At 63.4% G+C, this 24,801-nt stretch carries 18 protein-coding genes and 1 tRNA gene; 11 read left to right on the top strand and 8 right to left on the bottom strand.

Annotated features, from left to right (window positions below):
- Positions 1-19: 19 nt before the first annotated feature.
- Both BTM36_RS02830 and BTM36_RS02825 read right to left on the bottom strand, forming a co-directional pair.
- Entirely contained in the window at positions 20-2,185 is a 2,166-nt protein-coding gene (locus BTM36_RS02830) for a TonB-dependent siderophore receptor (protein WP_254426898.1), read from the bottom strand.
- Between the two features lie 370 nt (positions 2,186-2,555).
- Positions 2,556-3,014, bottom strand: coding sequence for a GNAT family N-acetyltransferase (locus tag BTM36_RS02825; RefSeq protein ID WP_006463349.1), 459 nt, complete (start codon positions 3,012-3,014; stop codon positions 2,556-2,558).
- Between the two features lie 391 nt (positions 3,015-3,405).
- On the opposite strand from BTM36_RS02825, the gene BTM36_RS02820 reads away from it, so the two are divergent.
- Both BTM36_RS02820 and BTM36_RS02815 read left to right on the top strand, forming a co-directional pair.
- Positions 3,406-4,980, top strand: a complete 1,575-nt coding sequence (locus BTM36_RS02820) for a DUF3300 domain-containing protein (protein WP_077235143.1) — start codon at positions 3,406-3,408, stop codon at positions 4,978-4,980.
- Between the two features lie 130 nt (positions 4,981-5,110).
- Positions 5,111-6,808, top strand: a complete 1,698-nt coding sequence (locus BTM36_RS02815; RefSeq protein ID WP_006463347.1) for a peptide chain release factor 3 — start codon at positions 5,111-5,113, stop codon at positions 6,806-6,808.
- Between the two features lie 239 nt (positions 6,809-7,047).
- Here BTM36_RS02815 and ppa read toward each other — a convergent pair whose 3' ends face one another.
- The 5 genes from ppa to hemC all read right to left on the bottom strand — a co-directional run bounded on the left by ppa (position 7,048) and on the right by hemC (position 11,995).
- Positions 7,048-7,581, bottom strand: a complete 534-nt coding sequence (ppa, locus tag BTM36_RS02810; protein WP_006463345.1) for an inorganic diphosphatase — start codon at positions 7,579-7,581, stop codon at positions 7,048-7,050.
- 206 nt (positions 7,582-7,787) lie between these two features.
- Positions 7,788-8,987: a heme biosynthesis protein HemY gene (locus BTM36_RS02805; RefSeq protein ID WP_006463344.1), complete on the bottom strand. Its 1,200-nt coding sequence runs from the start codon at positions 8,985-8,987 to the stop codon at positions 7,788-7,790.
- Positions 8,988-9,007: 20 nt separating this feature from the next.
- Positions 9,008-10,222, bottom strand: coding sequence for a uroporphyrinogen-III C-methyltransferase (locus tag BTM36_RS02800; RefSeq protein ID WP_039875273.1), 1,215 nt, complete (start codon positions 10,220-10,222; stop codon positions 9,008-9,010).
- A 35-nt stretch (positions 10,223-10,257) separates the two neighbouring features.
- Positions 10,258-11,055: a uroporphyrinogen-III synthase gene (locus BTM36_RS02795; protein WP_077235142.1), complete on the bottom strand. Its 798-nt coding sequence runs from the start codon at positions 11,053-11,055 to the stop codon at positions 10,258-10,260.
- Entirely contained in the window at positions 11,039-11,995 is a 957-nt protein-coding gene (hemC, locus tag BTM36_RS02790; protein WP_006463341.1) for a hydroxymethylbilane synthase, read from the bottom strand. The genes BTM36_RS02795 and hemC overlap by 17 nt, the downstream gene beginning before the upstream one ends.
- A 209-nt stretch (positions 11,996-12,204) precedes the next feature.
- Here hemC and ppc point away from each other — a divergent pair, with 209 nt between their 5' ends.
- Positions 12,205-15,117 (top strand): phosphoenolpyruvate carboxylase, encoded by a 2,913-nt coding sequence (gene ppc / locus BTM36_RS02785; RefSeq protein WP_077235141.1) that lies wholly within the window; start codon positions 12,205-12,207, stop codon positions 15,115-15,117.
- 404 nt (positions 15,118-15,521) lie between these two features.
- Positions 15,522-16,460 carry a dienelactone hydrolase family protein gene (locus tag BTM36_RS02780; protein WP_077235140.1) on the top strand — a complete coding sequence of 313 codons (939 nt, stop codon included), beginning with the start codon at positions 15,522-15,524 and terminating at the stop codon, positions 16,458-16,460.
- 120 nt (positions 16,461-16,580) lie between these two features.
- Here BTM36_RS02780 and BTM36_RS02775 read toward each other — a convergent pair whose 3' ends face one another.
- Positions 16,581-17,405 carry an HDOD domain-containing protein gene (locus BTM36_RS02775; protein WP_077235139.1) on the bottom strand — a complete coding sequence of 275 codons (825 nt, stop codon included), beginning with the start codon at positions 17,403-17,405 and terminating at the stop codon, positions 16,581-16,583.
- A gap of 459 nt (positions 17,406-17,864) precedes the next feature.
- On the opposite strand from BTM36_RS02775, the gene argH reads away from it, so the two are divergent.
- The 7 genes from argH (at position 17,865) to BTM36_RS02740 (ending at position 24,671) form a co-directional block, all read left to right on the top strand.
- Positions 17,865-19,259: an argininosuccinate lyase gene (argH, locus tag BTM36_RS02770; protein WP_006463337.1), complete on the top strand. Its 1,395-nt coding sequence runs from the start codon at positions 17,865-17,867 to the stop codon at positions 19,257-19,259.
- A gap of 449 nt (positions 19,260-19,708) precedes the next feature.
- Entirely contained in the window at positions 19,709-20,866 is a 1,158-nt protein-coding gene (locus tag BTM36_RS02765) for an ABC transporter substrate-binding protein (RefSeq protein WP_006463336.1), read from the top strand.
- A 271-nt stretch (positions 20,867-21,137) separates the two neighbouring features.
- Positions 21,138-22,019: a branched-chain amino acid ABC transporter permease gene (locus BTM36_RS02760; protein ID WP_013234894.1), complete on the top strand. Its 882-nt coding sequence runs from the start codon at positions 21,138-21,140 to the stop codon at positions 22,017-22,019.
- A 1-nt stretch (position 22,020) separates the two neighbouring features.
- Positions 22,021-22,896 carry a branched-chain amino acid ABC transporter permease gene (locus BTM36_RS02755; RefSeq protein ID WP_077235138.1) on the top strand — a complete coding sequence of 292 codons (876 nt, stop codon included), beginning with the start codon at positions 22,021-22,023 and terminating at the stop codon, positions 22,894-22,896.
- A complete protein-coding gene (locus BTM36_RS02750) occupies positions 22,896-23,657 on the top strand; it encodes an ABC transporter ATP-binding protein (RefSeq protein WP_006463333.1) in 762 nt (253 codons plus the stop codon). The genes BTM36_RS02755 and BTM36_RS02750 overlap by 1 nt, the downstream gene beginning before the upstream one ends.
- Complete coding sequence (locus BTM36_RS02745) at positions 23,654-24,385, top strand: ABC transporter ATP-binding protein (protein WP_077235137.1); 732 nt, start codon at positions 23,654-23,656, stop codon at positions 24,383-24,385. Before BTM36_RS02750 ends, BTM36_RS02745 begins: the two co-directional genes overlap by 4 nt.
- Before the next feature lie 201 nt (positions 24,386-24,586).
- A tRNA-Leu gene (locus tag BTM36_RS02740) sits at positions 24,587-24,671 on the top strand.
- Positions 24,672-24,801: the final 130 nt, after the last annotated feature.

The following is a 24,801-nucleotide window of genomic DNA, read 5'->3' as shown; positions in this document are numbered from 1 at the left end:
CAGCAAGGCTGCGCGCCGCTCAATACTTCCAGCGCAGGCTCACCGTGCCGTTGATCGGTGCCGCATAGTAGGACTGGCTCCAGTAGACGGTGGTCAGGTACTGCTTGTTGAGCACGTTGTTCAGGCTGGCCGACAGGGTCAGGTTCTTGCTGATGTCATAGCTGGCCATCAGGTTCAACACCGAATAACCGCCCTGGTAAGCGGTATTGCTGCTGTCGTAGCTGCTCTTGCTCTGGTAGTTCAGGCTGGCGCCGATCTTGGCCTTTTCCAGCTGCGGCAGGCGATAGGTGGTCGACAGGCGCAGCTGGCGGCGCGGGACGTACAGGCGTACCTGCTTGCCCTCGTCACCGGTGATGCGTTGCCAGACCACGCCGGCACCGACCTGCCAGTCGCGGGTGAGCTCACCCGACACCTCATATTCGATCCCTTCGGAGCGCGCATTGATGCCACGGTAATAGGCGCGGGCGCCGATGGTACCGGCCTGTTCGGCCACATTGCTCTGGTCGACCTGGAACACGGCCAGCGAGGTATTGAGCTTGCCGTCGGCAAACTCCCCCTTCACGCCCAGTTCATACGAACGACCGCGGGCGGCGGCTAGCACGGCGCCGGCAGCATCGGTTCTGGTCTGGGGATTGAAGATCTTGGTGTAGTTGCCGTACACCGAGAAATGCTCATCCAGGTCCACCGTCAGGCCGACATAGGGCGACAGCGCCGACTGCGCCAGCGCATGCGGTTCGCCATAGGCATAGCCGGACGCGTCGGCCTGGGTGTAGTTGGCCCCCAGCATCAGTTTCGCCCGGTCCGACAGGTTCAGGCGGGTGGCCCCATAGACGCTCTTGCGACGGTCGGTGTAGCGACTGCCATCGGTCCCGGCATCGAAGACCGGCAGCGCAAAGCTGCCGTCGAAGGCCTGCTGCCCGAACAGCTCGGTGCCGATGCCGCGGCCGTAGTTGCTGACATCGACCACGCGGGAGTTGGAGACATTCACGCCCAGGTTGAATTCATGCTCGCGCCCCAGCAAGTTGTATTTGCCGCTGAGGTTGCTGTCCAGGTAGGCCTGGCGGTTCACGCCGGCATACAGACTGGGATAGGCATACAGCCCGCCGCCGGTGCTCTTGTCGGGTGTGCCATAGACATAGAACAGGGCGGAATCGGTACGCATCTCGTTATAGCCCACCGTACTCTTCCACTGCCAGCCTGCGCTGAGGTCCTGATTCAGTTCGGCAAAGACCCGCTGCTGTTCGGTATCCATGCGCGACCAGTCCGCAGATGTGCTGGTATTGCTGCCGTAATGCGTGGCCGTGCCGTCGGTATAGCTCAGGGGCAAGGCTCCCCACATGGCACCCTTGCCATGCACTTTCTGATAGCTGTAGCCCAGGGTCAGCAGGGTGCTGCTGCTGAGGTTGGCCTCCACCACGCCATAGAACAGGTCGCGTGTGGGGCGATAGCGGTCGAGGTAGGAATTGCCTTCCTGATGGCTTGCCACCACTCGCGCCGCCACGGTGCCGGCCTCGTTGACGGCACCGGAGATGTCGGCTTCCAGCCGGCGGGTATTCCACGAGCCATAGCTGAGCGCCGCCGAAGCCTGGAAATCCGTGGTCGGCCGCTTGCGGATGAAGTTGATCGTGGCCGAGGGGTCGCCCGTGGAGGTGGTGAGCCCGTTGGCGCCGCGCACAATCTCCACGCGGTCGAACATGGCCATTTCGGTATCGCCGTACATCAGGCCGTAGGTCATGGGGATACCGATGCCATCGAACATGAAGTTGGTGATGTCGAAACCGCGTGAGGTGTAGTAGGTGCGGTCGGTTTCCACGCGGTCCACCGTCACTCCGGGCGTGGTGGCGAAGACATCGTTGATGCTGGTGAGATGGAAGTCTTCCATCCTGGCACGCGTGACCACCGACACCGACTGCGGCGTCTGGCGCGGCGAGAGCGAGAACTTGGTCGCCGAGCGGCTGCGCTTGACGGTATAGCTGTCGCTGCCTTCGGTGGGCGGCTGCTCGACCTGCGGGGCCGAGACGGTGACCTCAGGCAAGGCGCCACTCTGGTCGGCGACTGCTTGCTGTGCCTGCGCACACAGGGTGAACCCGGCCATGCCGGCCATCAGCATGGCACGGCACAGAGGACGCAGGGAGGGATGGGAGTTTGATGCGGGAACGGCAGATGCAAAGAGGGAGGGTGACATCAAAGTTATCCTGATCGAAGAAAAATTTGTCAGTTTCATTTATATAAATACGAATGATAATGGTTCGTATTTGTGACAAATTTTATGCTGTCTTGCAGATTTCGTCAGGAAATTTCGATCATTTCGACGCGTCTTTACATTTGCCCTGGACGGCGAAGCAGCTTGCCGAGCGACGCGCACGCGGACTGGTACGCAGACAAACGCGACAGAGGGAAATACAGGAAAAAGTACGGGGAAGGCGCGGAGGGTGCGGCGACAGCCATTCGACCAACGGCAGCGCAGTGCGGGGAAGGTAGAGAAAGCGGAGAAAAAAGAGAGCGAAGGTAAAGACCACGACGGAGCGACGCGCTGCGCTCCGCCGTCGATGCATTTACTGCGGACTGGCCTGACGGTAGATGTCCGGCCGGGAGATGTGCCAGACGAAATCGCCGCGATTGATGGCTTCGAACCCACAGCTGGCATACAGCCAGGGGGCAGTCGAGGTGGTCAGCATGACCCGGCGCAGCTTCTGCAGGGTGGGATGCTGGTTCACCGACTCGATCATCCAGCGGCCCAGGCCCTGGCGGCGCAGGTCGCTGATGACGAAGACGTCGCACAGGTAGCCGAAGGTGGCGTGGTCGGTCACCACGCGGGCGAAGCCGATCTGCTCCTTGCCGCGATAGAGGCCGAAGCACAGGCTGTTGGCAATGGCGGTGCGCACGGTGTTCAGGTCGATACCGGGGGACCAGCTCGATTGGGTCAATACGTCGTGGATGAGGGGGATGTCCAGCCGGTCGGGATCGGTGTCGATGAGGAAATCATCGCGCCGCCAGATCAGGTGATGGCTCATGGTCGTTCCTTGCTTGATGGCTTGTTGTCGTAAAAAGATTGCCTGATGCGGTGCTGCGAAAACAGTTTGGAACGTTTCCCCTCTTCCGGTCGTGTCAATGATTGATCTGCGCAAGGGCTAAAGGCCGCCCGATTAATTGCTCGATTGATCGATTCCATTGATGAGATTTGTTCCGTGGCCGTTCATGATGCCACACCCGCCCCCGCCTTGCGCAAGGCTTTCCATCGGGCAAGCGGCATCCATGACCACGTCCGCCGACTGAAACATCGCTTGCACTTCCGTTACACCTCCCTCTTGCCGGTTGACGGACTATAGGTTCACTTCAATGCGTTGGAAGCCGAATACTTCTTCAAGCCCCTTCCTTCCCGCGCAACTCGGCAAGGAGAATGACGTGAACAAGAAATCCCTGGCCTGGGCCGCCTGCCTGCTGTTTTCACTGGTCTCGGGCCTGCCCGCGCAGGCGCAAAGTGCCTACCCCGCGGTACCGGCCGCCCCGCCCGTCTACACCCAGCAACAACTGGACCAGATGCTGGCGCCGGTGGCCTTGTATCCCGATTCGCTGCTGGCACAGGTGTTGATGGCCTCGACCTATCCGCTGGAAGTGGTGCAGGCGCAGCGCTTCGTGGAAGCCCGCCCCGGCCTGCAAGGCGATGGCCTGGCGCGGGCGGTGGCGCCCATGCCCTGGGACCCGAGCGTGAAGGCGCTGGTGCAATTCCCCTCGGTATTGGCCATGCTCAATGACCGCCTGGACTGGACCCAGCAGATGGGCCAGGCCTTCCTCGGCCAGCAGGCATCGGTGATGGACACGGTGCAGAACCTGCGCGAGCGTGCGCGCATTGCCGGCACGCTGGAATCCAGCCCGCAGCAGCGCGTGGTGGTGCAGGATGAAATGATCGAGATCGTGCCGGTCAACCCGCAGGTGGTCTATGTGCCCTACTACAACCCGGTGGTGGTGTATGGCGACTGGTGGTGGCCGTCGGCGCCGCCCGTGGTGTGGGCGCCGCCGCCGCGCTACCGCCCGCCCAGCTATGCGCCGGGCTTCTCGGCCAGCATCAGCTTTGGCGCCGGTATCGGCGTGATGAACGCGGTGTTCGGCGATGCCCGTCCCGACTGGCGGCAGCGGCAGGTGATGGTGAGCCAGACCCGCATCAATAACGTCACCAATGTCACCAACGTGAACAACATCAACAACACCCGGGTGGTCAATAACGTGACGGTCAACCAGAGGCCGGTGATCTGGCATCACGATGCGCGCTATGGCGGTGGTGGGCGTTACGCCCGCCAACCGGCACCCGCCCTGACTCCACCGCCCGGTCCGGGGCAAGCTCAGGCCCAGGCCGCACCATCGTGGCGCGATCACCCGATGCCGGGCGCCCAGCCGCGGCCGCTCCCGGTGGCGGACAATGTCCAGCAGCGTGTGGCCCAGCAGGATCAGTTGCGTCAGCGCCAGGCGGTGGAGCAGCAACACCAGCGGGAGCAGCAGGCCAATGAGCAGCAACGCCAGCGCGAACAGATGATCCGCCAGCAGCAGGACCAGCGCGAGCAGCAAGGCCGGGAACAACGCCAGCAGCAACAGGCGCAGGAGCGGCAATGGCAGCAGCGCCAGCAGGAGACGCAGCAGCAACTGCAACATCAGCAACAGACGCAGCAACGGCAATTGCAGCAGCAACAGCGTGAACAGCAGATGCGCCAGCAGGAGACGCAACAGCAACTGCAGCACCAGCAACAGATGCAGCAACGGCAATTGCAACAACAACAGCGTGAACAGCAGATGCGCCAGCAGCAGCTGCAGAACCAGCAGCATGATCAGCAGCGCCAGATGGAACAGTCGCGGGGACAGGCCCGCCAACACCAGGAACAGGCGCAACGCCAGCAGGTTCAGCAGCAGGCACGCCAGCAACAGCAGAGGGAGCAGCAACGCGACCAGCATCCTCGGCGCGAAGAGCGCCGTGACGAACGTTCCTGAGCAACGTTACAAAGCACTGTTCGCAACGGCCCGCCCCGGCAGAGCTTGCCATCCGGCAAACATGCGGGAGCGCGGGCCGCTTCAGTTATAATCTCGGGTTCTCCAGAGCTTTCCAAACAGGCGACCCGCCATGCAAGAACCCAGCAACGCACTCCCCGACGTCGCCAGCAGCGCTGCCGACGACGCCTCCGACGCTTCGGACGTCTCCAGCGGTGGCCGCAAGGTCTCGTCCGACCTGATCGCGCGCGAAGTGAAGCGCCGCCGTACCTTCGGCATCATTTCCCACCCTGACGCCGGCAAGACCACGCTGACCGAAAAGCTGCTGCTGTTCTCGGGTGCGATCCAGCTGGCCGGTACCGTGAAGGCGCGCAAGAGCGGCCGTCATGCGACCTCGGACTGGATGGAGATCGAAAAGCAGCGCGGCATCTCGGTGGCCAGCTCGGTGATGCAGTTCGAATACCGCGACCACGTGGTCAACCTGCTTGACACCCCGGGCCACCAGGACTTCTCCGAAGATACCTACCGCGTGCTCACCGCCGTGGACTCGGCACTGATGGTGATCGACGCCGCCAAGGGCGTGGAAGAGCAGACCATCAAGCTGTTGAACGTCTGCCGCATGCGCAATACGCCCATCATCACCTTCATGAACAAGCTGGACCGCGAAACCCGCGATTCGCTGGAGCTGCTCGATGAGCTGGAGTCGGTGCTCAAGATCCAGTGCGCGCCGGTGACCTGGCCGATCGGCATGGGCAAGAACTTCCGTGGCGTGTATCACCTGCTGCGCGACGAGATCATGCTCTTCAAGGCCGGCGAAGAACGCGCCAACGGCAACGTGGAAATCATCAAGGGCATCGACAACCCCAAGCTGGCAGAGATGTTCCCGCTGGAGATCGAACAACTGAAGATGGAGGTGGAGCTGGTGCATGGCGCCTCCCACCCCTTCAATCTGGACGACTTCCTGGCCGGTGTACAAACGCCGGTGTTCTTCGGTTCGGCCATCAACAACTTCGGCGTGCGCGAGATCCTCGACGCGCTGTTGGACTGGGCGCCCGGTCCAGGCGGCCGCGACGCCACCGTGCGCGAGGTCAAGCCGACCGAGGAGCCCTTCTCCGGCTTCGTCTTCAAGATCCAGGCCAACATGGACCCGGCGCACCGCGATCGCATCGCCTTCCTGCGCGTGTGCTCGGGCCGCTTCGAGCGCGGCATGAAGTTGAAGCACCTGCGCCTGAACCGTGACATCAAGGTGTCCTCGGTGGTGACCTTCATGGCCTCCAGCCGCGAGCAGGTGGAAGAGGCCTATGCCGGCGACATCATCGGCCTGCCCAACCACGGCAATATGCAGATCGGCGACAGCTTCTCCGAAGGCGAGATGCTGCAGTTCACCGGCATCCCCTACTTCGCGCCGGACTTCTTCCGGGTGGCGCGCATCCGCAATCCGCTCAAGATCAAGCAGTTGCACAAGGGCTTGCAGCAGCTGGGCGAAGAAGGCGCGGTGCAGGTCTTCAAGCCGGTCACCGGCAGCGACCTGATCCTGGGTGCGGTGGGCGTGCTGCAGTTCGAAGTGGTGGCCAGCCGTCTGCTCAACGAATATGGCGTCGATGCCGTCTTCGAAGGGACCAGCATCAGCAGCGCCCGCTGGATCACCTGCGAGGACAAGAAGAAGCTGGCCGATTTCGAACGCTCCTCGGCCGGTGCCAACCTGGCTGTGGATGCGGCCGGCAACCTGGCCTACCTGGCCAGCTCGGGCGTGAACCTGCGCCTGACCCAGGAACGCTGGCCGGAAGTGACCTTCCACGCCACCCGCGAGCACGCCGCCAAGCTGGATTAAGACTAGCCTGAGCCCCTCTCCAGACCGTTCGGACTGAGTAGACGCGCAGCGTCGTATCGAAGACGCAGCGGCCGCAGACAAGGCGCTGACGGAGCGCCCCTTCGCCAGGCTCAGGACAGGCTTCGATACGGCCCATCCGGGCCTACTCAGTCCGAACGGAGATAGGTAAGCGAAGTATCAAAAAAATCGCCCGACAGGCGCAAACCTGTCGGGCGATTTTTCTTGGTACGGCGTCGGGATTACTTGGCGTTCTTGAACGCTTCCACACCGGCCAGGATTTCGGCGCGGGCAGCGTCCGGACCTTCCCAGCCTTCGACCTTGACCCACTTGCCCTTTTCCAGGTCCTTGTAGTGTTCGAAGAAGTGCTTGATCTGGTTCAGGCGCAGTTCGTTCAGGTCTTCCGGCTTTTGCCAGTGGGTGTAGATCGGCAGGATCTTGTCGACCGGCACGGCCAGCAGCTTGGCATCGATACCGGATTCGTCGGCCATCTTGAGCACGCCGATCGGGCGGCAACGCACCACCACGCCCGGGATCAGCGGGAACGGGGTGATCACCAGCACGTCCACCGGGTCACCGTCCTGCGACAGGGTCTGGGGAATGTAGCCGTAGTTGCACGGGTAGTGCATGGCGGTGCCCATGAAGCGGTCGACGAAGATGGCGCCGGTGTCCTTGTCCACTTCGTACTTGATCGGATCGGCGTTCATCGGGATCTCGATGATCACGTTGAAGTCATTGGGCAGGTCGCGGCCGGCGGGGACGTTGTTCAGGCTCATGGGATTCTCACTAGGGAAAGAAAACAGAAAGCTTTTTCGCGCAGGCCGTACGGCGGGCCTGATCGCGGAAAGCCGCAATTATAGCGGCAATCGGACTTGGGTCTGCATCTTGGCGGCTGCAACTTACGCCAACATGACAGCCGCCTGCAAAAAAAGCGGAAGGGCTTGCGCCGCTTCCGCCTTGGTCATTCCTGCCTGCAACAAGTTCAACGGATGGCCGTGGCCAGGGCGCATTGCTTGTAGTGGGCGGCGGCCTGGTCCGGCTGGTCCAGCGCTTCATGCAGCTGCGCCAGCGCCAGATGCGATTCGCGCACGGTGCGCGGCTCGATGGCGTCCGACAGGGCTTGCTCCAGATGGCGCTGGGCCTTGCCCCACAACTTCTGGCGCAGGCAGAACATGCCCAGGGTCAGGGCCAGTTCGGCGTCGGTGGGATTGCGGGAGAGCCAGGATTCGCAATGCTCGATCTGCGACAGCAGCGCCGGCGAGCCTGCCTCGGCCGTCGATTCGCGGTAGGCACGCAAGAGGCGGATATCCCAGTCGGCCGCCAGGGCGCGTTCCAGCAGGCTGCGCGCTTCGTCATGCAGGCCACGGCTGGAGAAGGCCTGGGCCGCGCGCACGGCGATGTAGGGCTTGAGCTTGTCGGTGCCGGGAACACCGTTCCAGAGCAGGCGGATCGATTCGGCATCGTGCGCCCTGTCCGACAGCAAGGCGTCGTAGGACATCTCGCGCAGACGGTTGGACAGCGCCGGATGCAGGGCATTGCGCTTGTCCAGGGTCTGCAGCAGGCGCAATACCTCGGGCCAGTTCTTGGCTTGCTGGTTGGCCTTGAGCGCCCACTGCAGCGCCTGGATGTGGCGCGTGCCGTTGGCGTTGAGTTCTTCCACCGTTTCCAGCGCCTGCTTGAAGTGGTGTTCATCCACCTGCAGTTCGAGCGCGGTCATCAGGCGCGCCGCCTTCAGGGTGGGGTCGACCTCGGTGCTGGCCAGCCAGATGTCGCGGCGTTCGCCCTGGCGCATGCGATGCGCGGCGCGGGCGGCGATCAGGGCCGCGATGCCAGCATTGTCGGCCAGGTCGGAGGCACGGGTGGCCGACTTTTCAGCCTGGCCGAAGCGACCTTCGAAATAGGCCTTGAGCGCATCGCGCAGGGCCTTGTTGCTTTCGTTCTCGCGCTTGGCACGGCGATAGGCGATCACGCGGCCAGGCAGCTTCTGCGTCAGGCGCACGGCGCGGATGACCACATAGATCGCCAGGAACACCGCCAGCACGGCGAAGATGAAGAAGTTCAGGGACAGGTCGATGCGGTACGGCGGATAGAACAGCACCACATTGCCCGGGTTGAAGCGTGCCAGCACGGCCAGGCCGATGGCGGACGCGAAGAGGGTCAGGAGCCAGAGCAGTATTTTCATATCAGGTATGCGTCAGCGGCTCAGGGACGGGCCTTGTAGTTGCGCACCGCGTTGAGGCTTTCCGCCAGCGTGGGCAACTGGATGGACAGGTTGCTGCCCTGCACCTGCTTCAACAGCGACTGGGTGGTCTGGACCTGCTTGGCGCGGGTATCGAAATACTTGGCGATGGTGTCCTGGGCCGAGGCCAGATCGTTGCGGAAGGCGAATTCGTTGCGAGACAGCAGCGCCAGGCGGGCATTCAAGAGGCGCAGCTTGAGGTTCTCGCGCACGAAATAGGCCTGACCGGGCGAGAGCAGGATCGCCTCGGGCGTCTGCACTTCGCGGATGCGCACCAGCTGGCGCAGCTCCGACCACATCTCGGTGCTCATGCTCTGCCAGGTTTCACGGGCGCCGGCCAGCCATTGCGACCAGGCGGAGGCTTCGGCCGGTGCGGCTTCGGCCTTGGTGTTGGTCTTGGGATGCGCGGCATTGGCCTTGCTGACCGGGGCCGCTGCGGGCGCCGGGCTCACGCGCTGCGGACGGGGTTCGGTGGCCGATTCCACCGGACGCTCGTCCACCAGCAACGGCATGTTGTCGATCTGGCCGATGGCGCTGTCCAGGCGCACGGCGATGCCGGCGATATCCACCGTCGGCAATGCCTTCAGACGTTCGATGTCGCGCGCGATGGCGCGGCGGATGACGATGAACTGCGCCTTGTCCGAGCGCGACAGGCTCTTGTCGGCATTCTGCAGGGCGATCAGGGCGCCCTGGACGTTGCCGGCCAGCTCCAGCTGCTGGTCGGCGGTGGAGAGCACTTCTTCGATCTCGGAGAGTGCCCAGTCGTCGCGGTTCTTGTTGAGGTCCTGGTACATCTGTTCCAGGGCCAGTTGCTGGCTCTGGGATTCGGCCTGCTTGCTGTCGAGCACGCTGACCTTGGACTGCAGTTCCTTGGTGCTTTCCTGCACGCTCTTCAACACGCCCTTGAGCTCATTGCTGCTGTTGTCGCCGCTCTGCAGGCGCTGCGCCACTTCGCTGCGCAGGTCGCGCAATTCGGTATGCGAGACCCACCACTGTGCGCCCAGGCCGGCGATGACCAGCAGCAGCACGACGGTCTGTGCCCGCTGGCGACGGCGGATGACAGCGGTGCCGTCCGGCGTGGTGAAGGTATAGGACGCCTGCGAGGCGGCCGCACCAGCGCTCTGGCTGGCTTGCGGCTGGGGCTCCGGCAATTGGGGAGTGGATTGCTGTTCGTTCATGGGCTGGATTGTAACGCGGCAAATTACGCGGCCACTCAAGTAGCAGAGGCAGCAAGGGCAGCAAGCAGGCGCTCATCGCCCGAACCGGTCTGGATCACCTGCACGAAGCCCTGCTCCCGTGCGTTCTCGGCGATCCTGTGGTGCGAGACGAAGATACGCTGTCGTTGCAGTTTTACCACACGTTCCTCGCCCCCGGCTAGTCTTGCCAACTCCAGCAAATTGCGCAAGGCCTCCGAACTGGTGATCACCCAGTCGGCTCCACCGTCCAGCAAATCCAGCAGCTGCGGGCGATTTTGCGCATCCAGCACCGGGGCCAGGCGGCGATAGGCGGTCAGGTGTTCGACCATCACGCCGTGTTGTTGCAATGCTTCACTCAGGAAATCACGGCCGCTCTGGCCGCGCACGATCAGAGCACGACGACCGCGCAATTGTTCCAAGGGGAGGGATTTGAGCAATTCTTCCGAATCCATCTTGTCGGCCCGCTGCGGGCCGTAGAGAGTGGCATTGGACGCCTGCACGCCATGCGCGCACAGGGCCAGCCGGCTGCCCTCGCCGACGATGCCGATCGGCAGTTCACTTGGCCAGCCATCCAGGTGAGCGAATGCGGCATCGATGGCATTGGGACTGACGAAGACCACCAGCGCAAACTCCTGCAAGCGCGACAGTGTGGCCCGCAGGGTGCCGACATCCTCGACCGGCGCGATCTGCAGCAGCGGGAACACCACCGCTGCCCGCCCCAGCTGCCGCACGGCGTCGGCAAAGGCCTGCGCCTGCTGCAGTGGTCGCGTGACCACCACCGGCAAGCGGCTTGCCGGCTCAGCTGGCAGCGGCATCGGCCTGGGCCTTGCAGGCGGCCAGGATGGCGTCGGCGCCACGGGCCTTGAGCAGATCGGCAACCTGGGCGCCCAGCGCTTCCGGCGCGGCTGCCGTGCCTTCGGCTTCGGCGGCAGCGGCCTGTTCGCCGTCGGGCGTGGCGATCATCGCGCGCAGGTGTAGGCGGTCGCCGTCCAGCGTGGCATAGGCCGCCAGTGGAATCTGGCAGCTGGCACCGAAGATGCGCGAGACCGAACGTTCGGCCGCCGAGACCACGGCAGCGGCTTCGTCATGCAGCGGCGCCAGCAGGCGCTTGATGTCGTCGCGGCCCTCGGGGATTTCGATGGCCAGCGTCCCCTGCCCCGGCGAAGGCAGGCTCTGCTCGGGCGCCAGGAAGGCACGGATGCGCGCCTTCAGGCCCAGGCGATTCAGGCCGGCCACGGCCAGGATGATGGCGGCATAGTCGCCGCGATCCAGCTTGCCCAGGCGAGTATCGAGGTTACCGCGCAGCGGCTTGACCACCAGTTCCGGATAACGGGCGGCGATCATGGCCTGGCGACGCAGGCTGCTGGTGCCGACCACGGCGCCGTCGGGCAGGTCGTCCAGCGAGGCGTAGTCGTTGGAGACGAAGGCATCGCGCGGGTCTTCGCGCTCCAGCACGGCGGCCAGTTCGAAGCCTTCGGGCAGATCCATCGGCATGTCCTTCAGGCAGTGCACGGCCAGGTCGGCGCGGCCTTCGGCCATCGCCACTTCCAGTTCCTTGACGAACAGACCCTTGCCGCCGACCTTGGAGAGCGTGCGATCCAGGATCTGGTCGCCGCGCGTGGTGGTGCCGAGGATATTGATGCTGCACTGCGGATATAATGCCGCCAGACGGTCTCGCACGTATTCGGCCTGCCACATGGCAAGGCGACTTTCACGCGAAACGATGACGATGTTGGAAGGAGGAAATTCTTTCAAGACGGGCTTTCCGATTCAGTCGTGGCACCCGCGGCAGAGGAGACAAGGAAAGCAGGAGACCGGCGAATCCAGACTGTAAAACGATCAAAAACGCAGTTCAGAAGCGAAACGCAACCATAAAAAACGAGGCAAATTCTAGCACGCACACCACTGGCAATCCGATCCACAAGCACGACTTTCCTCCCCGAAAACCGCAGCAACCGTTGATCATGGCGACTACAAATCCAACTACACGCAGTGCCCGCTCCGCTTCTTCCAACTCCCGTCCGGCTGGCGCCAAGACTGCCAAGCCTGCCATTGCACCCAGCAAACCCGCACGCGGCACCGACAAGGATGCTCCGCTCAAGGAAGACATCCGTCTGCTGGGCCGCCTGCTGGGCGAGGTGGTCCGCGAACAGGAAGGCGATGACGTCTTCGAGGTGGTGGAGACCATCCGCCAGACCGCCGTGCGCTTTCGCCGCGAGTCCGATGCCAAAGCCGGTGCCGAGCTCGACAAGCTCCTGAAGAAGCTGACCCGCGACCAGACCAACTCGGTGGTGCGCGCCTTCTCCTACTTCTCGCACCTGGCCAACATCGCCGAGGACCAGCACCACAACCGGCGCCGCCGCGCCCACCTGCTGGCCGGTTCCGAAGCGCAACCGGGCAGCGTGGCCTATGCGCTGTCGCGCCTGGATGACGCCGGTGTTTCAGGCGCCCAGGTGCGCAGCTTCCTCAAGGAAGCGCTGGTGTCGCCGGTGCTGACCGCCCACCCGACCGAAGTGCAACGCAAGTCCATCCTCGACGCCGAGCGCGAAATCGCCCGCCTGGTGGCCGAGCGCGACCTGCCGCTGACGCCCCGCGAACTGCGCCACAACACCGAACTGCTGCGCGCGCGCATCGCCACCCTGTGGCAGACCCGCATGCTGCGCTACACCAAGCTGACGGTGGCCGACGAGATCGAGAACGCCCTCTCCTACTACCGCATCACCTTCCTGCGCGAGCTGCCGGCGCTGTATGACGACATCGAAGCCGAGATCGACAGCCAGTTCCCCTCGCGTGCCAAGGCGCGCGTGGCCGAGCTGCCGCCCTACCTGCAGATGGGCAGCTGGATCGGTGGCGACCGCGACGGCAATCCCAACGTCAATGCTGCCACCATGCAGCATGCCCTCAAGCGCCAGTCCACCACCATCTTCGATTACTACCTCGATGAAGTGCATACGCTGGGTGCCGAGCTGTCCATCTCGACCCTGATGGTCGATGCCAGCCCGGAACTGCTGGCCCTGGCAGATACCTCGCCGGATCACTCCGAACATCGCGCCGACGAGCCCTACCGGCGCGCCCTGATCGGCATCTATGCGCGCCTAGCCGCCACCGCCCGCTCGCTGGGCGTGGTCAACATCCTGCGCCAGGAAATCGGCAGTGCCTCCCCCTACGCCAACCCGGCCGACTGCGTGGCCGAACTGGACGTGCTGGTGACGTCGCTGCAGGCCCATCACGGCGCCGCACTGGTCAAGCCGCGTCTGGCCGGCCTCAAGCGCGCCGTGGAAATCTTCGGCTTCCACCTGGCCACGCTGGACATGCGCCAGAGCTCGGACGTGCACGAACGCGTGCTGGCCGACCTGTTCGCCAAGGCCCAGGTCGAGGCCGATTACGCGGCCCTGAGCGAAGAGCGCAAGATCGCGCTGCTGCTGGGTGAACTGTCGCGACCACGACTGCTGTACTCGCCCTACGTGCAGTATGCCGACGAGACCGACTCCGAACTGACCATCCTGCGCGCGGCCCGCGAGATCCGCCGCCGCTATGGCGAGCGCGCCATCCGCAACTACATCATTTCGCATACCGAAACCCTGTCGGACCTGCTGGAAGTGCTGCTGCTGCAGAAGGAGACCGGCCTGCTGCATATCGAAGGCAACCAGCTGCAGGCGCTGGAGCTGATGGTGATCCCGCTGTTCGAGACCATCCCCGACCTGCGCTGCGCCGCCGAGATCATGCGCGGCTGGCTGACCCAACCCCAGGTCAAGGGCCTCATCGCCAAGCACGGCAAGCTGCAGGAAGTGATGCTGGGCTACTCGGACTCCAACAAGGACGGTGGTTTCCTGACCTCCAACTGGGAGCTCTACAAGGCCGAGAACCAGCTGGTGGAGCTGTTCAACGAGGCCGGCGTCAAGCTGCGCCTGTTCCATGGTCGCGGCGGCACCGTCGGCCGTGGCGGCGGCCCCAGCTATCAGGCCATCCTGGCGCAGCCGCCGGGTACCGTGAACGGCCAGATCCGCCTGACCGAACAGGGCGAGATCATCGCCTCCAAGTTCTCCAACCCGGAGATCGGTCGCCGCAACCTGGAACTGCTGGTTGCCGCTACCCTGGAGGCCAGCCTGATGCCGACCAACACCGACAGCAAAGAAGCAAGGAAGCTGGCCGAGTTCGAGCGGGTGATGGAGGAATTGTCGGAACGCGCCTATCAGGCCTACCGCAACCTGGTCTATGAAACCCCGGGCTTCACCGACTACTTCTTTGCCGCCACGCCGATCGCCGAAATCGCGCAACTGAACATCGGTTCGCGCCCGGCGTCACGCAAGGCCAGCCAGCGCATCGAAGACCTGCGCGCCATTCCCTGGGGCTTCTCGTGGGGCCAGTGCCGCCTGCTGCTGCCGGGCTGGTATGGCTTTGGCAGCGCGGTCTCGGGCTGGCTGGGCGAGGCCGGCCACGCCAAGGAGACGTCCAGGCGCCTGGCGACCCTGCGCGCCATGTGCAAGGAATGGCCATTCTTCGCCGCCCTGCTGTCGAACATGGACATGGTGTTGTCCAAGACCGACCTCGCCGTGGCCTCGCGCTACGCCGGGCTGGTGGCCGACCGCAAGCTGCGCAACACCATCTTCGGCCGTATCACCGACGAACATGAACGCACCAGCGCCGTACTCTCCACCATCACCGGCAGCAAGGAACGGCTGGCCGCCAACCCGCTGCTGGCACGCTCGATCAAGAACCGCTTCGCCTACCTCGACCCGCTGAACCACCTGCAGGTCGAACTGATCAAGCGCCACCGCGCCACCGCGGCGGCCAAGCGCACGCCGGAAGAACGCGTGCAGCGCGGCATTCACCTCACCATCAACGGGGTGGCCGCCGGCTTGCGCAATACCGGTTGAGCGTCGCTGCATCAGATGTTTCACCGCAAGCTGCCCGGGATGACCGGGCAGCTTTTTTTTCGCCCTGCCATGAGAAGAGCGATCATCGCCGGGAGACGCCCCGTCTCAAGTTCAGGCTTTACATGCCGATAACAGATGGATGAAGTGTCATTTGGCAAGACGGCAAGCTGTTGCGAAGGATGGACAGCCACGCCCGAGGTTTGTGCAGGATCAGGTTTTTGCAGCGCAAAAAACCGATTTGCCACGCCGACGAGCTCTTCACTTTTGTAAAATAAAGGCTGAACGAATTTAGAACACGTCACCGTCGCAAACCCTGAAGGATCTTGCTTCAGAGACCATTTTCCCGGGCCATGGGGCGGGCCTGGAAAAAGACGGTGCGGCATCGATACGGGGAATCACACACTATGCAACACTGGGGAAAACCGGTAGCTGCGTTCTGCATTGCAGCAACGCTGGCCTTGATCGGCGCACGCGTGCAGGCTGCGCCCAATTCCGCACCGCCGCCGCCACTGGAAGCCCGCCGCGTCTCGCTGACCAGCGTGGACAGCAAGGGTGGCAAGGCGACCGCGCTCTATGGCGTGTGGATCAAGGCGCGCAAGTCGCTCAACAGCAAGGGACCTTATCCCACCGTGATCGCCCTGCATGGTTGCGGCGGCCTCTACAGCATGGTGCGTGATGGCAAGGGCGAATTCACGCCACGCCACCTGGCCATGGCGCGGGTACTGACCGACGCCGGCTACAACGTCCTGTTCCCCGACAGCTTTACCCCGCGTGGCCGCCGTTCCACCTGCCAGGACACCGTGGCCCAGCGCGAGATCAGTGCCATGAACCGGCGCTTCGATGTGCAGGCGGCCATGCACTGGGTCACCTCCCAGCCGGATGTGGACGTCAAGCGCGTCGCCCTGCTGGGCTGGTCGCACGGCGCCTCGACCCTGCTGGCCTCGATCAACCTGGCGGAAACCGATGTGGCCGTGCGCAAGATCCAGCCGCGCGCGGCCGTGGCCTTCTATCCCGACTGCCGCCCCTATGCCAAGACCGGCGAAGCCTTCAAGCCGGCCGCGCCGCTCTTGATCCTGATGGGCGAGAACGACGATTGGACCCCACCCCAGGCCTGCGAAGCGATCGAACAGAAAATGCAGGGCAGCGATACTGAAATCGCCCTGCGCCTCTACCCCGACACCTACCACGACTTCGACGCGCCCGGCCTGCCGGTGCATGTGCGCATGGACGTGGCCGGCGTGGGCAAGCGGGGCGAAGGCGTCACCAGCGGCGGCAACCCGGACGCGCGCAGCCAGGCCTACCGCTCCATGCTCAACTTCCTGGACGCCAAGCTGAATTACTGAGCGCAGCGGCCACACTGACCGTACTGCGGAAGCACCAAGACAAAATGCCGGCCCCTTGCGGGTGCCGGCATTTGTCATTTGTGGCCTGCCAGAAGCAGGCAAAAGGCAGGCAAAAAGCGATCAGGCCACCAGTTCCTGCATGCCCTCGCTCAGTTCCGGCAGCGGCGGCATCTCTTCGGTGAAGGTCGCCAGCGTCAGGCCCAGCTTGGCGGCCACCTCGCTGGGGAAGGTCGATTCCATTTCATCGGCGGAGTATTTGTTTTCTTCGGCCCGGGCACGCCAGGTGGCCAGGTGCACGATGGCCGCGAAGGGATCGAACTTGCCTTCCAGCGGCTGCGGGAAGGCCTTGATGACCTGGCTGAACTCGTCCGGGAAGCGCCAGCGGCGGGCCAGTTCGGCGCCCACGTCGGCAAAGTCGTAACCGAAGGACTTGCGTTCCACATCCAGGCGACGGGCGTCCAGGGGACCGGCCACCTTGTCCACCTGCAACGCCTGTTCCGGCATGGCCGCATGCATCACCAGCTGGCCGATGGCATGCATCAGACCCACGGTGAAGGCGAAATCGGAATTGAGCTTGGCCTGCTTGGCCAGCCACTTGGACACCACGGCCGTATCCAGGCTGTAACGCCAGAACAGCTTCAGGTCCACGCCCGGCAGCTTCTTGAAGCTGCCCGCCATGCCGGTGCTGACCACCAGCGTACGCACGGTCATGAAGCCCAGCATCAGGACCGCGTCCTCCACCGTGCCGATGGTGCGCGAGACGTGGTAATAGGAGGAATTGGCCAGGCGCAGGATCTTGGCGCTGAGGACTTGGTCGGCGGCCAGTTTCTTGGCGATCTCTTCGATCGAGACTGACTCGTTGTTGAAACTTTCGATGACTTCCTGCACTACCTTGGGAATGCTCGGCAATGCAGTTTGCTGCTGAAACAGTGCTTCCAGATTCATGCTTCTCTCCTGTAAGACGACCCCCAAACATCTTGCTCATGAGCGCTAACAGGACCACCCCCGTGGCAACTGCGGCCCGCCGTCGTCCCGATTTTGCATCGGTTCATGCCGGCCCGGCCGGAAGAGGTAGCCCTTTCCTCACCGGGATTCCCGCTCCCCGGATCAGTCATCGCCAATCGAGTATAGCCTTAGCTTTTGTCATCAGTACAAGGGTTTTTTGCGCTGCAGGAAGACTTGCGCAAAAACAACAAGCAAAAATGATGCCATGTGGAAATAATCACATTTCATCGAGGCCAACGGAAGCTCTCCAACACCATCGGGCGAGAAGGGACGAAAAAAGCGTGCAGGCTGACCGCTGGCAAATGCGAAAAATCCGCGCCCCGCAGCATTTCCGGCTGCATTGGCGTGGCCTGGCGCAGTTGTGCTTGCTATAATCGCCCATTCTCCGGAATTCCCAATATGACAGACCAATTTGCTAAAAAGGGCGAAGCCTGGTCGGCTCGCTTTTCTGAACCCGTCTCCGATCTCGTCAAGCGCTATACCGCATCGGTGTTCTTCGACAACCGCCTGGCCCAAGTCGATATCCAGGGCTCGCTGGCGCACGCCGAGATGCTGGCCCACCAGGGCATCATCAGCGCGGCCGACCACGCCGAAATCCAGCGCGGCATGGCCCAGATCAAGGGCGAGATCGACGCCGGCAAGTTCGAATGGCTGCTCGACCTGGAAGACGTCCACCTGAACATCGAAAAGCGCCTGACCGAGCTGGTCGGCGATGCCGGCAAGCGCCTGCATACCGGCCGCTCGCGCAATGACCAGGTCGCCACCGACATCCGCCTCTACATGCGCGGCGCCGTGGACGACATCGTGGGCCTGCTGCGCGAACTGCGCCTGGCCCTGCTGGACCTGGCCGAGCAACACGCCGACGTGATCCTGCCGGGCTTCACCCACATGCAGGTCGCGCAACCGATCACCTTCGGTCACCACGTGCTGGCCTATGTCGAGATGTTCGGCCGCGACGCCGAACGCATGCTGGACGCCCGCAAGCGCATCAACCGCCTGCCGCTGGGCGCCGCCGCCCTGGCCGGCACCACCTTCCCGATCGACCGCCTGCGCGTGGCCAAGACCCTGGGCTTCGACGACGTCTGCCGCAACTCGCTGGATGCCGTCTCGGACCGTGACTTCGCCATCGAATTCTGCGCCGCCGCCGCGCTGGTGATGACCCACATCTCGCGCATGTCCGAAGAGCTGGTGATCTGGATGAGCCCGCGCGTGGGCTTCATCGACATCGCCGACCGCTTCTGCACCGGCTCCTCGATCATGCCGCAGAAGAAGAACCCGGACGTTCCCGAACTGGCACGCGGCAAGACCGGTCGCGTCAACGGCCACCTGATCGCCCTGCTGACCCTGATGAAGGGCCAGCCCCTGGCCTACAACAAGGACAACCAGGAAGACAAGGAACCGCTGTTCGACACCGTCGACACGCTCACCGACACCCTGCGCATCTTCGCCGACATGGCCCGCGGCATCAGCGTCAAGCCCGATGCCATGCGCGCCGCCGCCCTGCAGGGCTACGCCACCGCCACCGACCTGGCCGACTACCTGGTCAAGAAGGGCCTGCCCTTCCGCGACGCCCACGAAGCCGTCGCCCACGCCGTGCGTACCTGCGTGGACAAGGGTTGCGACCTGGCCGACCTGTCGCTGGACGAACTGCGCGCCTTCTCGGAGCTGATCGGCGAAGACGTCTTCGCGGTCCTCACGCTGGAGGGCTCGGTGGCCGCACGCGACCATATCGGCGGCACCGCACCCAACCAGGTGCGCGCGGCCATCGCCCATATCCGCAAGGAACTGAACTAAACACAGGTGGCGAACCCGTTTTCTTTCAATACCCGTTCGGACTGAGTAGCGGCATAGCCGCGTATCGAAGGCGCGCCATTGCTGCGCCTTCGATACGGCCCTGACGGGCCTACTCAGTCCGAACGGAAATAGATGGATTTCGCCACGGCACCAGGCAACAGCACCACCCCGTCCGCTGGCCGGACGGTTTCGCATGCCACTGCGGCGCACCCTACCCGGGTGCGTGGCGGCGGGTTGTAATTGCTGGCGCAGCCTGCTTTTTCGGGTATGCTGTGCCGGCTGTATCGAAAGAGGCCGCAAAACGGTCTTCAGAGGATGGAGCACAAGTCCCGGCCATCCCGGGCGTCTTTTGCATCATCCTCGATGAAGGAATCGCCTTGTGACGTGGCGCTGGTCTGCGCTGCCTGACGGGGACGGTTTCTACAATATCTAACTGAGGAGAGAACTCGATGCAATTCAATACCATGCTCAAGACCATTCCGGCCCTGCTGATCGGTGCCACCCTGTCCTCGGCCGCACTGGCCGCCGACATCAAGCTGGGCGTCGCTGAAGCCCTGACCGGCCCGGCCGCCAAGTACGGCGTGGCCATCAAGAACGGCTTCACCCTGGCTTCCGAAGAAATCAACGCCAAGGGCGGCGTCAATGGCGACAAGCTGGCCCTGGTGATCGAAGACGAACAAGGCAAGAAGGAAGAAGCCATCAACGTCTTCAAGAAACTGATCTTCCAGGACAAGGTGCTGGCGGTGTTCGGCCCCACCCTGTCCAACTCGGCCTTCGCTGCCGACCCGATCGCCAACGCCTCCAAGGTGGTGGTCTTCGGTACCAGCAACACCGCTGACGGCATCACGGCCATGGGCCCCTTCACCTTCCGCAACTCCGTCATGGAAGCCGACGTGCTGCCCGTGACCGTGAAGGCCGCCGTGAAGCACTTCGGCATCAAGAAGGTCGCCGTGATCTACGGTAACGACGACGCCTTCACCAAGTCCGGCTACGACGTCTTCAAGGCCACCCTGGAACAGCAGAAGATCCCCGTCACCACCACCGAGGCCTATGCCAAGGGTGACGTCGACTTCAAGGCCCAGCTGACCAAGATCAAGGCCGGCAACCCGGACGCCATCGTCTGCTCCTGCCTGGCCGAAGAAGCAGCCAACATCATCCTGCAGACCCGCGCCCTGGGCATGAAGCAGCCCTTCATCGGCGGCAATGGCCTGAACTCGCCGAAGCTGTTCGAGATCGCCAAGGATGCCGGCGACAACACCCTGATGGGTAGCCCGTGGTCGGCCGAGAACCAGACTCCGGCCAACAAGGCCTTCATCGCAGCCTACAAGGCCAAGTTCGGTTCCGATCCTGACCAGTTCGCCGCGCAAGCCTATGACGCCATGTACATCGTGGCCGATGCCCTGAAGAACGTGAAGCTGTCGGGCAACCTGGCCAAGGATCGTGACGCCCTGCGCGCCGCGCTGCCGGCCGTGAAGATCGATGGCGCCACCGGCAAGTTCGCCTTCCGCGCAGCCCCGGCCGTGGCCGGCAAGCAGGTCGGCTTCGATGCTGACCAGGAAGCCATCGTCAACATCGCCAAGGGCGGCAAGTTCGTGCTGTTGAAGTAAGCACACGACGCCTGCAGGCAAGGCTGCCGGTACGCCGGCAGCCGCAACGATACTCTCCCGCAGTTCCGCCGCAGGGGCATTGCCTTGCCCCTGCGGCGATCCTGGCGCGGGATGCGCAAGACACTGCCAGGCCGGAACGGGGAACCACAGGCAGCCAGTCGGGATGACAGGCCGCTGATTCCGGCAATACGACGTAACGAGGGACTTCGTCCGCGCCATGCATGCAGTGCAGGCAGCGAGCGCCGCGCCCCATCACCTATCGCAGGTTCCAATGTTAGAACAACAGCTCATCAATGCCCTTTCGCTGGGCAGCGTGTATGCGCTCTTCGCGCTCGGCTTCACGCTGGTCTTTGGCGTTTTGGGCGTGATCAATCTTTCGCACGGCGCGATCTTCATGCTGGGCAGCTATGCCGCCCTGCTGCTGGTCGAACAGATGGCACTGCCCCTGTGGGTGGCCCTGCTGCTGGCCATGGTGGCCACGGGCCTGCTGGGCCTCATCATCGACGTGCTGGTCCTGAAGCCCTTGCGCAAGCGCAATGCGCCTCACCTGATCCCCATGATCGCCACCATCGGCGTGGCCATCATGATCACCAACATCTCGCAGGGCCTGTTCGGCGCCGAGAACAAGCGCTTCCCCCAGGGCACCATCCCTGAAGAGAGCGTCAGCCTGGGCAACCTGCACATCACCGCCGTGCAAGTGGCCATCATCGTCATCGCCTTCGTGCTGATGGTGGTGCTGCTGGGCGTGATGCGCAAGACGCAACTGGGCCGGGCGCTGCGCGCCATCGCCGAGTCGCCCAAGGCAGCCTACCTGCTGGGCATCAACGTCGAAGGCCTGTTCCTGCTGACCTCGTTTGCCGCCGCCGCCCTGGGCGGTGCTGCCGGCGTGCTGGTGGGCGTGTCCTTCAACGCCATCTCCCCCTTCATGGGCCAGCCGATGCTGCACAAGGGCATCGCCGTCATCATCCTGGGCGGCATGGGCGATATCCGCGGCGCCATGATCGGCGGCCTGTTCCTGGGCTTTGCCGAGGTGCTGACGGTCGCCTACATCTCAAGCGACTTCCGCGACGCGGTGGCCTTCGGCCTCCTGTTCCTGATCCTGCTGGTAAAACCCTCCGGCATGTTTGGCAAAGTGCTGGAAAGGAAGGCATAAGATGGGCTTCATGGAATGGTGGGATGGCTTCTGGGCCACCTACAACACCGTCATTTTCAGCATCGGCGTCAATGCCATGCTGGCACTCTCGATCTACGTCACCCTGTCCTGCGGCCTGCTGTCGCTGGCCAATGCCGCCTTCATGGGCATCGGCGCCTACACCGCGTCGCTGTTGACGATGCAGTTCGACCTGCCCTTCCCCATCGCCCTGGCCGCAGGCAGCGTGCTGCCCTCGCTGGTGGCGCTGGTGATCGGCATCCCCACGCTGCGCCTGTCCGGCGTCTATCTGGCCATGGCCACACTGGGCTTTGGCGAGGTGGTACGCGTGATCGTGCTGAACCTGGACATCACCGGCGGCCCCATGGGCTTGAACGGTGTGCCGCCCATCACCGAGTGGTGGCATATCGTGCTGATCCTGGGCGTGACCATCTACGCGCTGGCGCGCCTGCGCCGCTCCAAGACCGGGCGTGCCTTCGAGGCCATCAAGGAAGATGAAGTGGCGGCCCGCCTGATGGGCGTGAACGTGGCCGGCTACAAGCTCTTGGCCTTCGTCATTGGTGCCGCCATCGCCGGCGTCGCCGGTGGCCTGAACGCCCACTACACCTTCACCATCGGCCCCAACAACTACGGCTTCGAGAATGCGGTGGACATCCTGACCATGGCCGTCTTCGGTGGCACCAGCAACCTGATCGGCCCGATGATCGGCTCGACCATCCTGTCGCTGCTGCCGGAAGTGCTGCGTCACTTCAAGGATTTCCGCCTGGCCATCAACGGCCTGATCCTGATCCTGGTGGTGCTGTACCTGCCCAAGGGCATCTGGGACCCGCGCCGCATCCGCGCCTTCCTGGGTCGCAACGCTGAGAAGAAGGTGAAGTAATGCTTTTACAACTGAACGACATCAGCAAGAACTTCGGTGGCCTGCAGGTGCTGCAGGGCGTGAACTTCAACGTCAAGGAAGGCGAGATCTTCGGTCTGATCGGCCCCAACGGCGCCGGCAAGACCACCGTCTTCAACCTCATCACGGGCCTGTTGCGCGCTTCATCGGGCAGCATCCGCTTCAACGACGACGACATCGGTGCCGTCGCCCCGCACAAGATCACCGAACGCGGCATCGCCCGCACCTTCCAGAACATCCGCGTGTTCAAGGAAATGACGCTGCTGGAAAACGTCGTGGTCGGCATGCACGAGCACCTGAACTATGGCGTGGCCAGCATGCTGTTCAACCTGGGCGGTTTCCGCAAAGCAGAGAAGGAAGCCCGTGAACGTGCGCTGGAACTGCTGTCCTGGGTGCGCCTGGACCACAAGGCGCACATGCTGGCCGATAGTCTGTCCTATGGCGAGCAGCGCAAGCTGGAGTTCGCCCGGGCGCTGGCCACCAAGCCCAAGCTGTTGCTGCTGGACGAACCGGTGGCCGGCATGAATCCGGCCGAGAAGACCGAGTTGATGAGCGAGATCGTCAACATCAAGCAACGCGGTTTCACCATCTTCATGATCGAGCACGACATGCGCTTCGTCATGGGCCTGTGCGAACGCATTGCCGTGCTCAACTTCGGCAAGATCATCGCCGAAGGCACCCCGGACCAGATCAAGAACAACCAGGAAGTGATCGAGGCCTATCTCGGCAAGGAAGAAGCATGAGCGCCAGCGGTAACAAGCAACCCATCCTCCAGGTGGAAGACCTGGCCGTGGCCTATGGCCACATCGAAGCCGTCAAGGGCATCAGCCTGTCGCTGAACGAAGGCGAGATCACTGCCCTGGTCGGTGCCAATGGCGCCGGCAAGAGCACCTCGCTGCTGGCCATCTCGGGTCTGGTGAAGGCGCAGCGCGGCCGCGTGCTCCTCAATGGCCAGGACCTGCTGCAGATGTCGCCGCACCGCATCGTCGAATCCGGCGTGGTGCAGGTGGCTGAGGGCCGTGCCACCCTGACCACGCTGACCGTCGAAGAGAACCTGGCCCTGGGCGCCTATACCCGTCGCGACAAGGAGGGCGTGGCCCGTGACCTGGAGTGGGTGTACTCGCTCTTCCCGGTGCTGAAAAACCGTGCCGCCGGCCTGGCCGGCAATCTCTCCGGCGGCGAGCAGCAGATGCTGGCGATCGGCCGCGCCCTGATGGCCAAACCCAAGGTGTTGCTGCTGGACGAACCCTCGATGGGCCTGGCACCGCTGATCATCCAGGAAATCTTCCGCATCGTGCAGGAGATCAACAAGACCGGCATGACGGTCCTGCTGGTGGAGCAGAACGTGCGCCAGGCACTGCGCATCGCGCAGCGCGGATATGTGCTGGAGACCGGCAAGATCGTGCTGCAGGACAGCGGCGCCAACCTGCTGGGCAATCCCAAGGTGGTGGAAGCCTACCTGGGCGGATGAGCTTCATCGGCCTCTGATACGGCACTTCAAAGCGGCGGCCCGAGGGTCGCCGTTTTTGTTAGTTTTTCGGGACCTGTTGCAGGTGGAGACAGGCAGGCGAAAAATAATAAAAGATTTTTCAATTAAGTGTTGACCACCTTCCTGATAGGCCTTAATATGCAGCCTCTTTCAAGCACAGCAGCTTACCGCTGATGCCAGAAGGCCCACGTGGCGGAATTGGTAGACGCGCATGGTTCAGGTCCATGTGCCGCGAGGTGTGGGGGTTCGAGTCCCTCCGTGGGCACCAAAACATAAAAGGTCGATTGATGAAAATCAATCGGCCTTTTGCGTTTTGGGGACCACGAGCAAAGCGCCTGCGCGCTTTGCGAGAGGGACGAGAAGGTCTGGCCTTGCAAGGCCAGACGGGGTCGCGGGAC

Origin of the sequence: Herbaspirillum sp. VT-16-41 (assembly GCF_001994935.1) — a bacterium.
In the GTDB taxonomy this organism is placed as follows: domain Bacteria; phylum Pseudomonadota; class Gammaproteobacteria; order Burkholderiales; family Burkholderiaceae_D; genus Herbaspirillum; species Herbaspirillum frisingense.
This window is presented reverse-complemented; position numbering and strand designations above follow the sequence as displayed.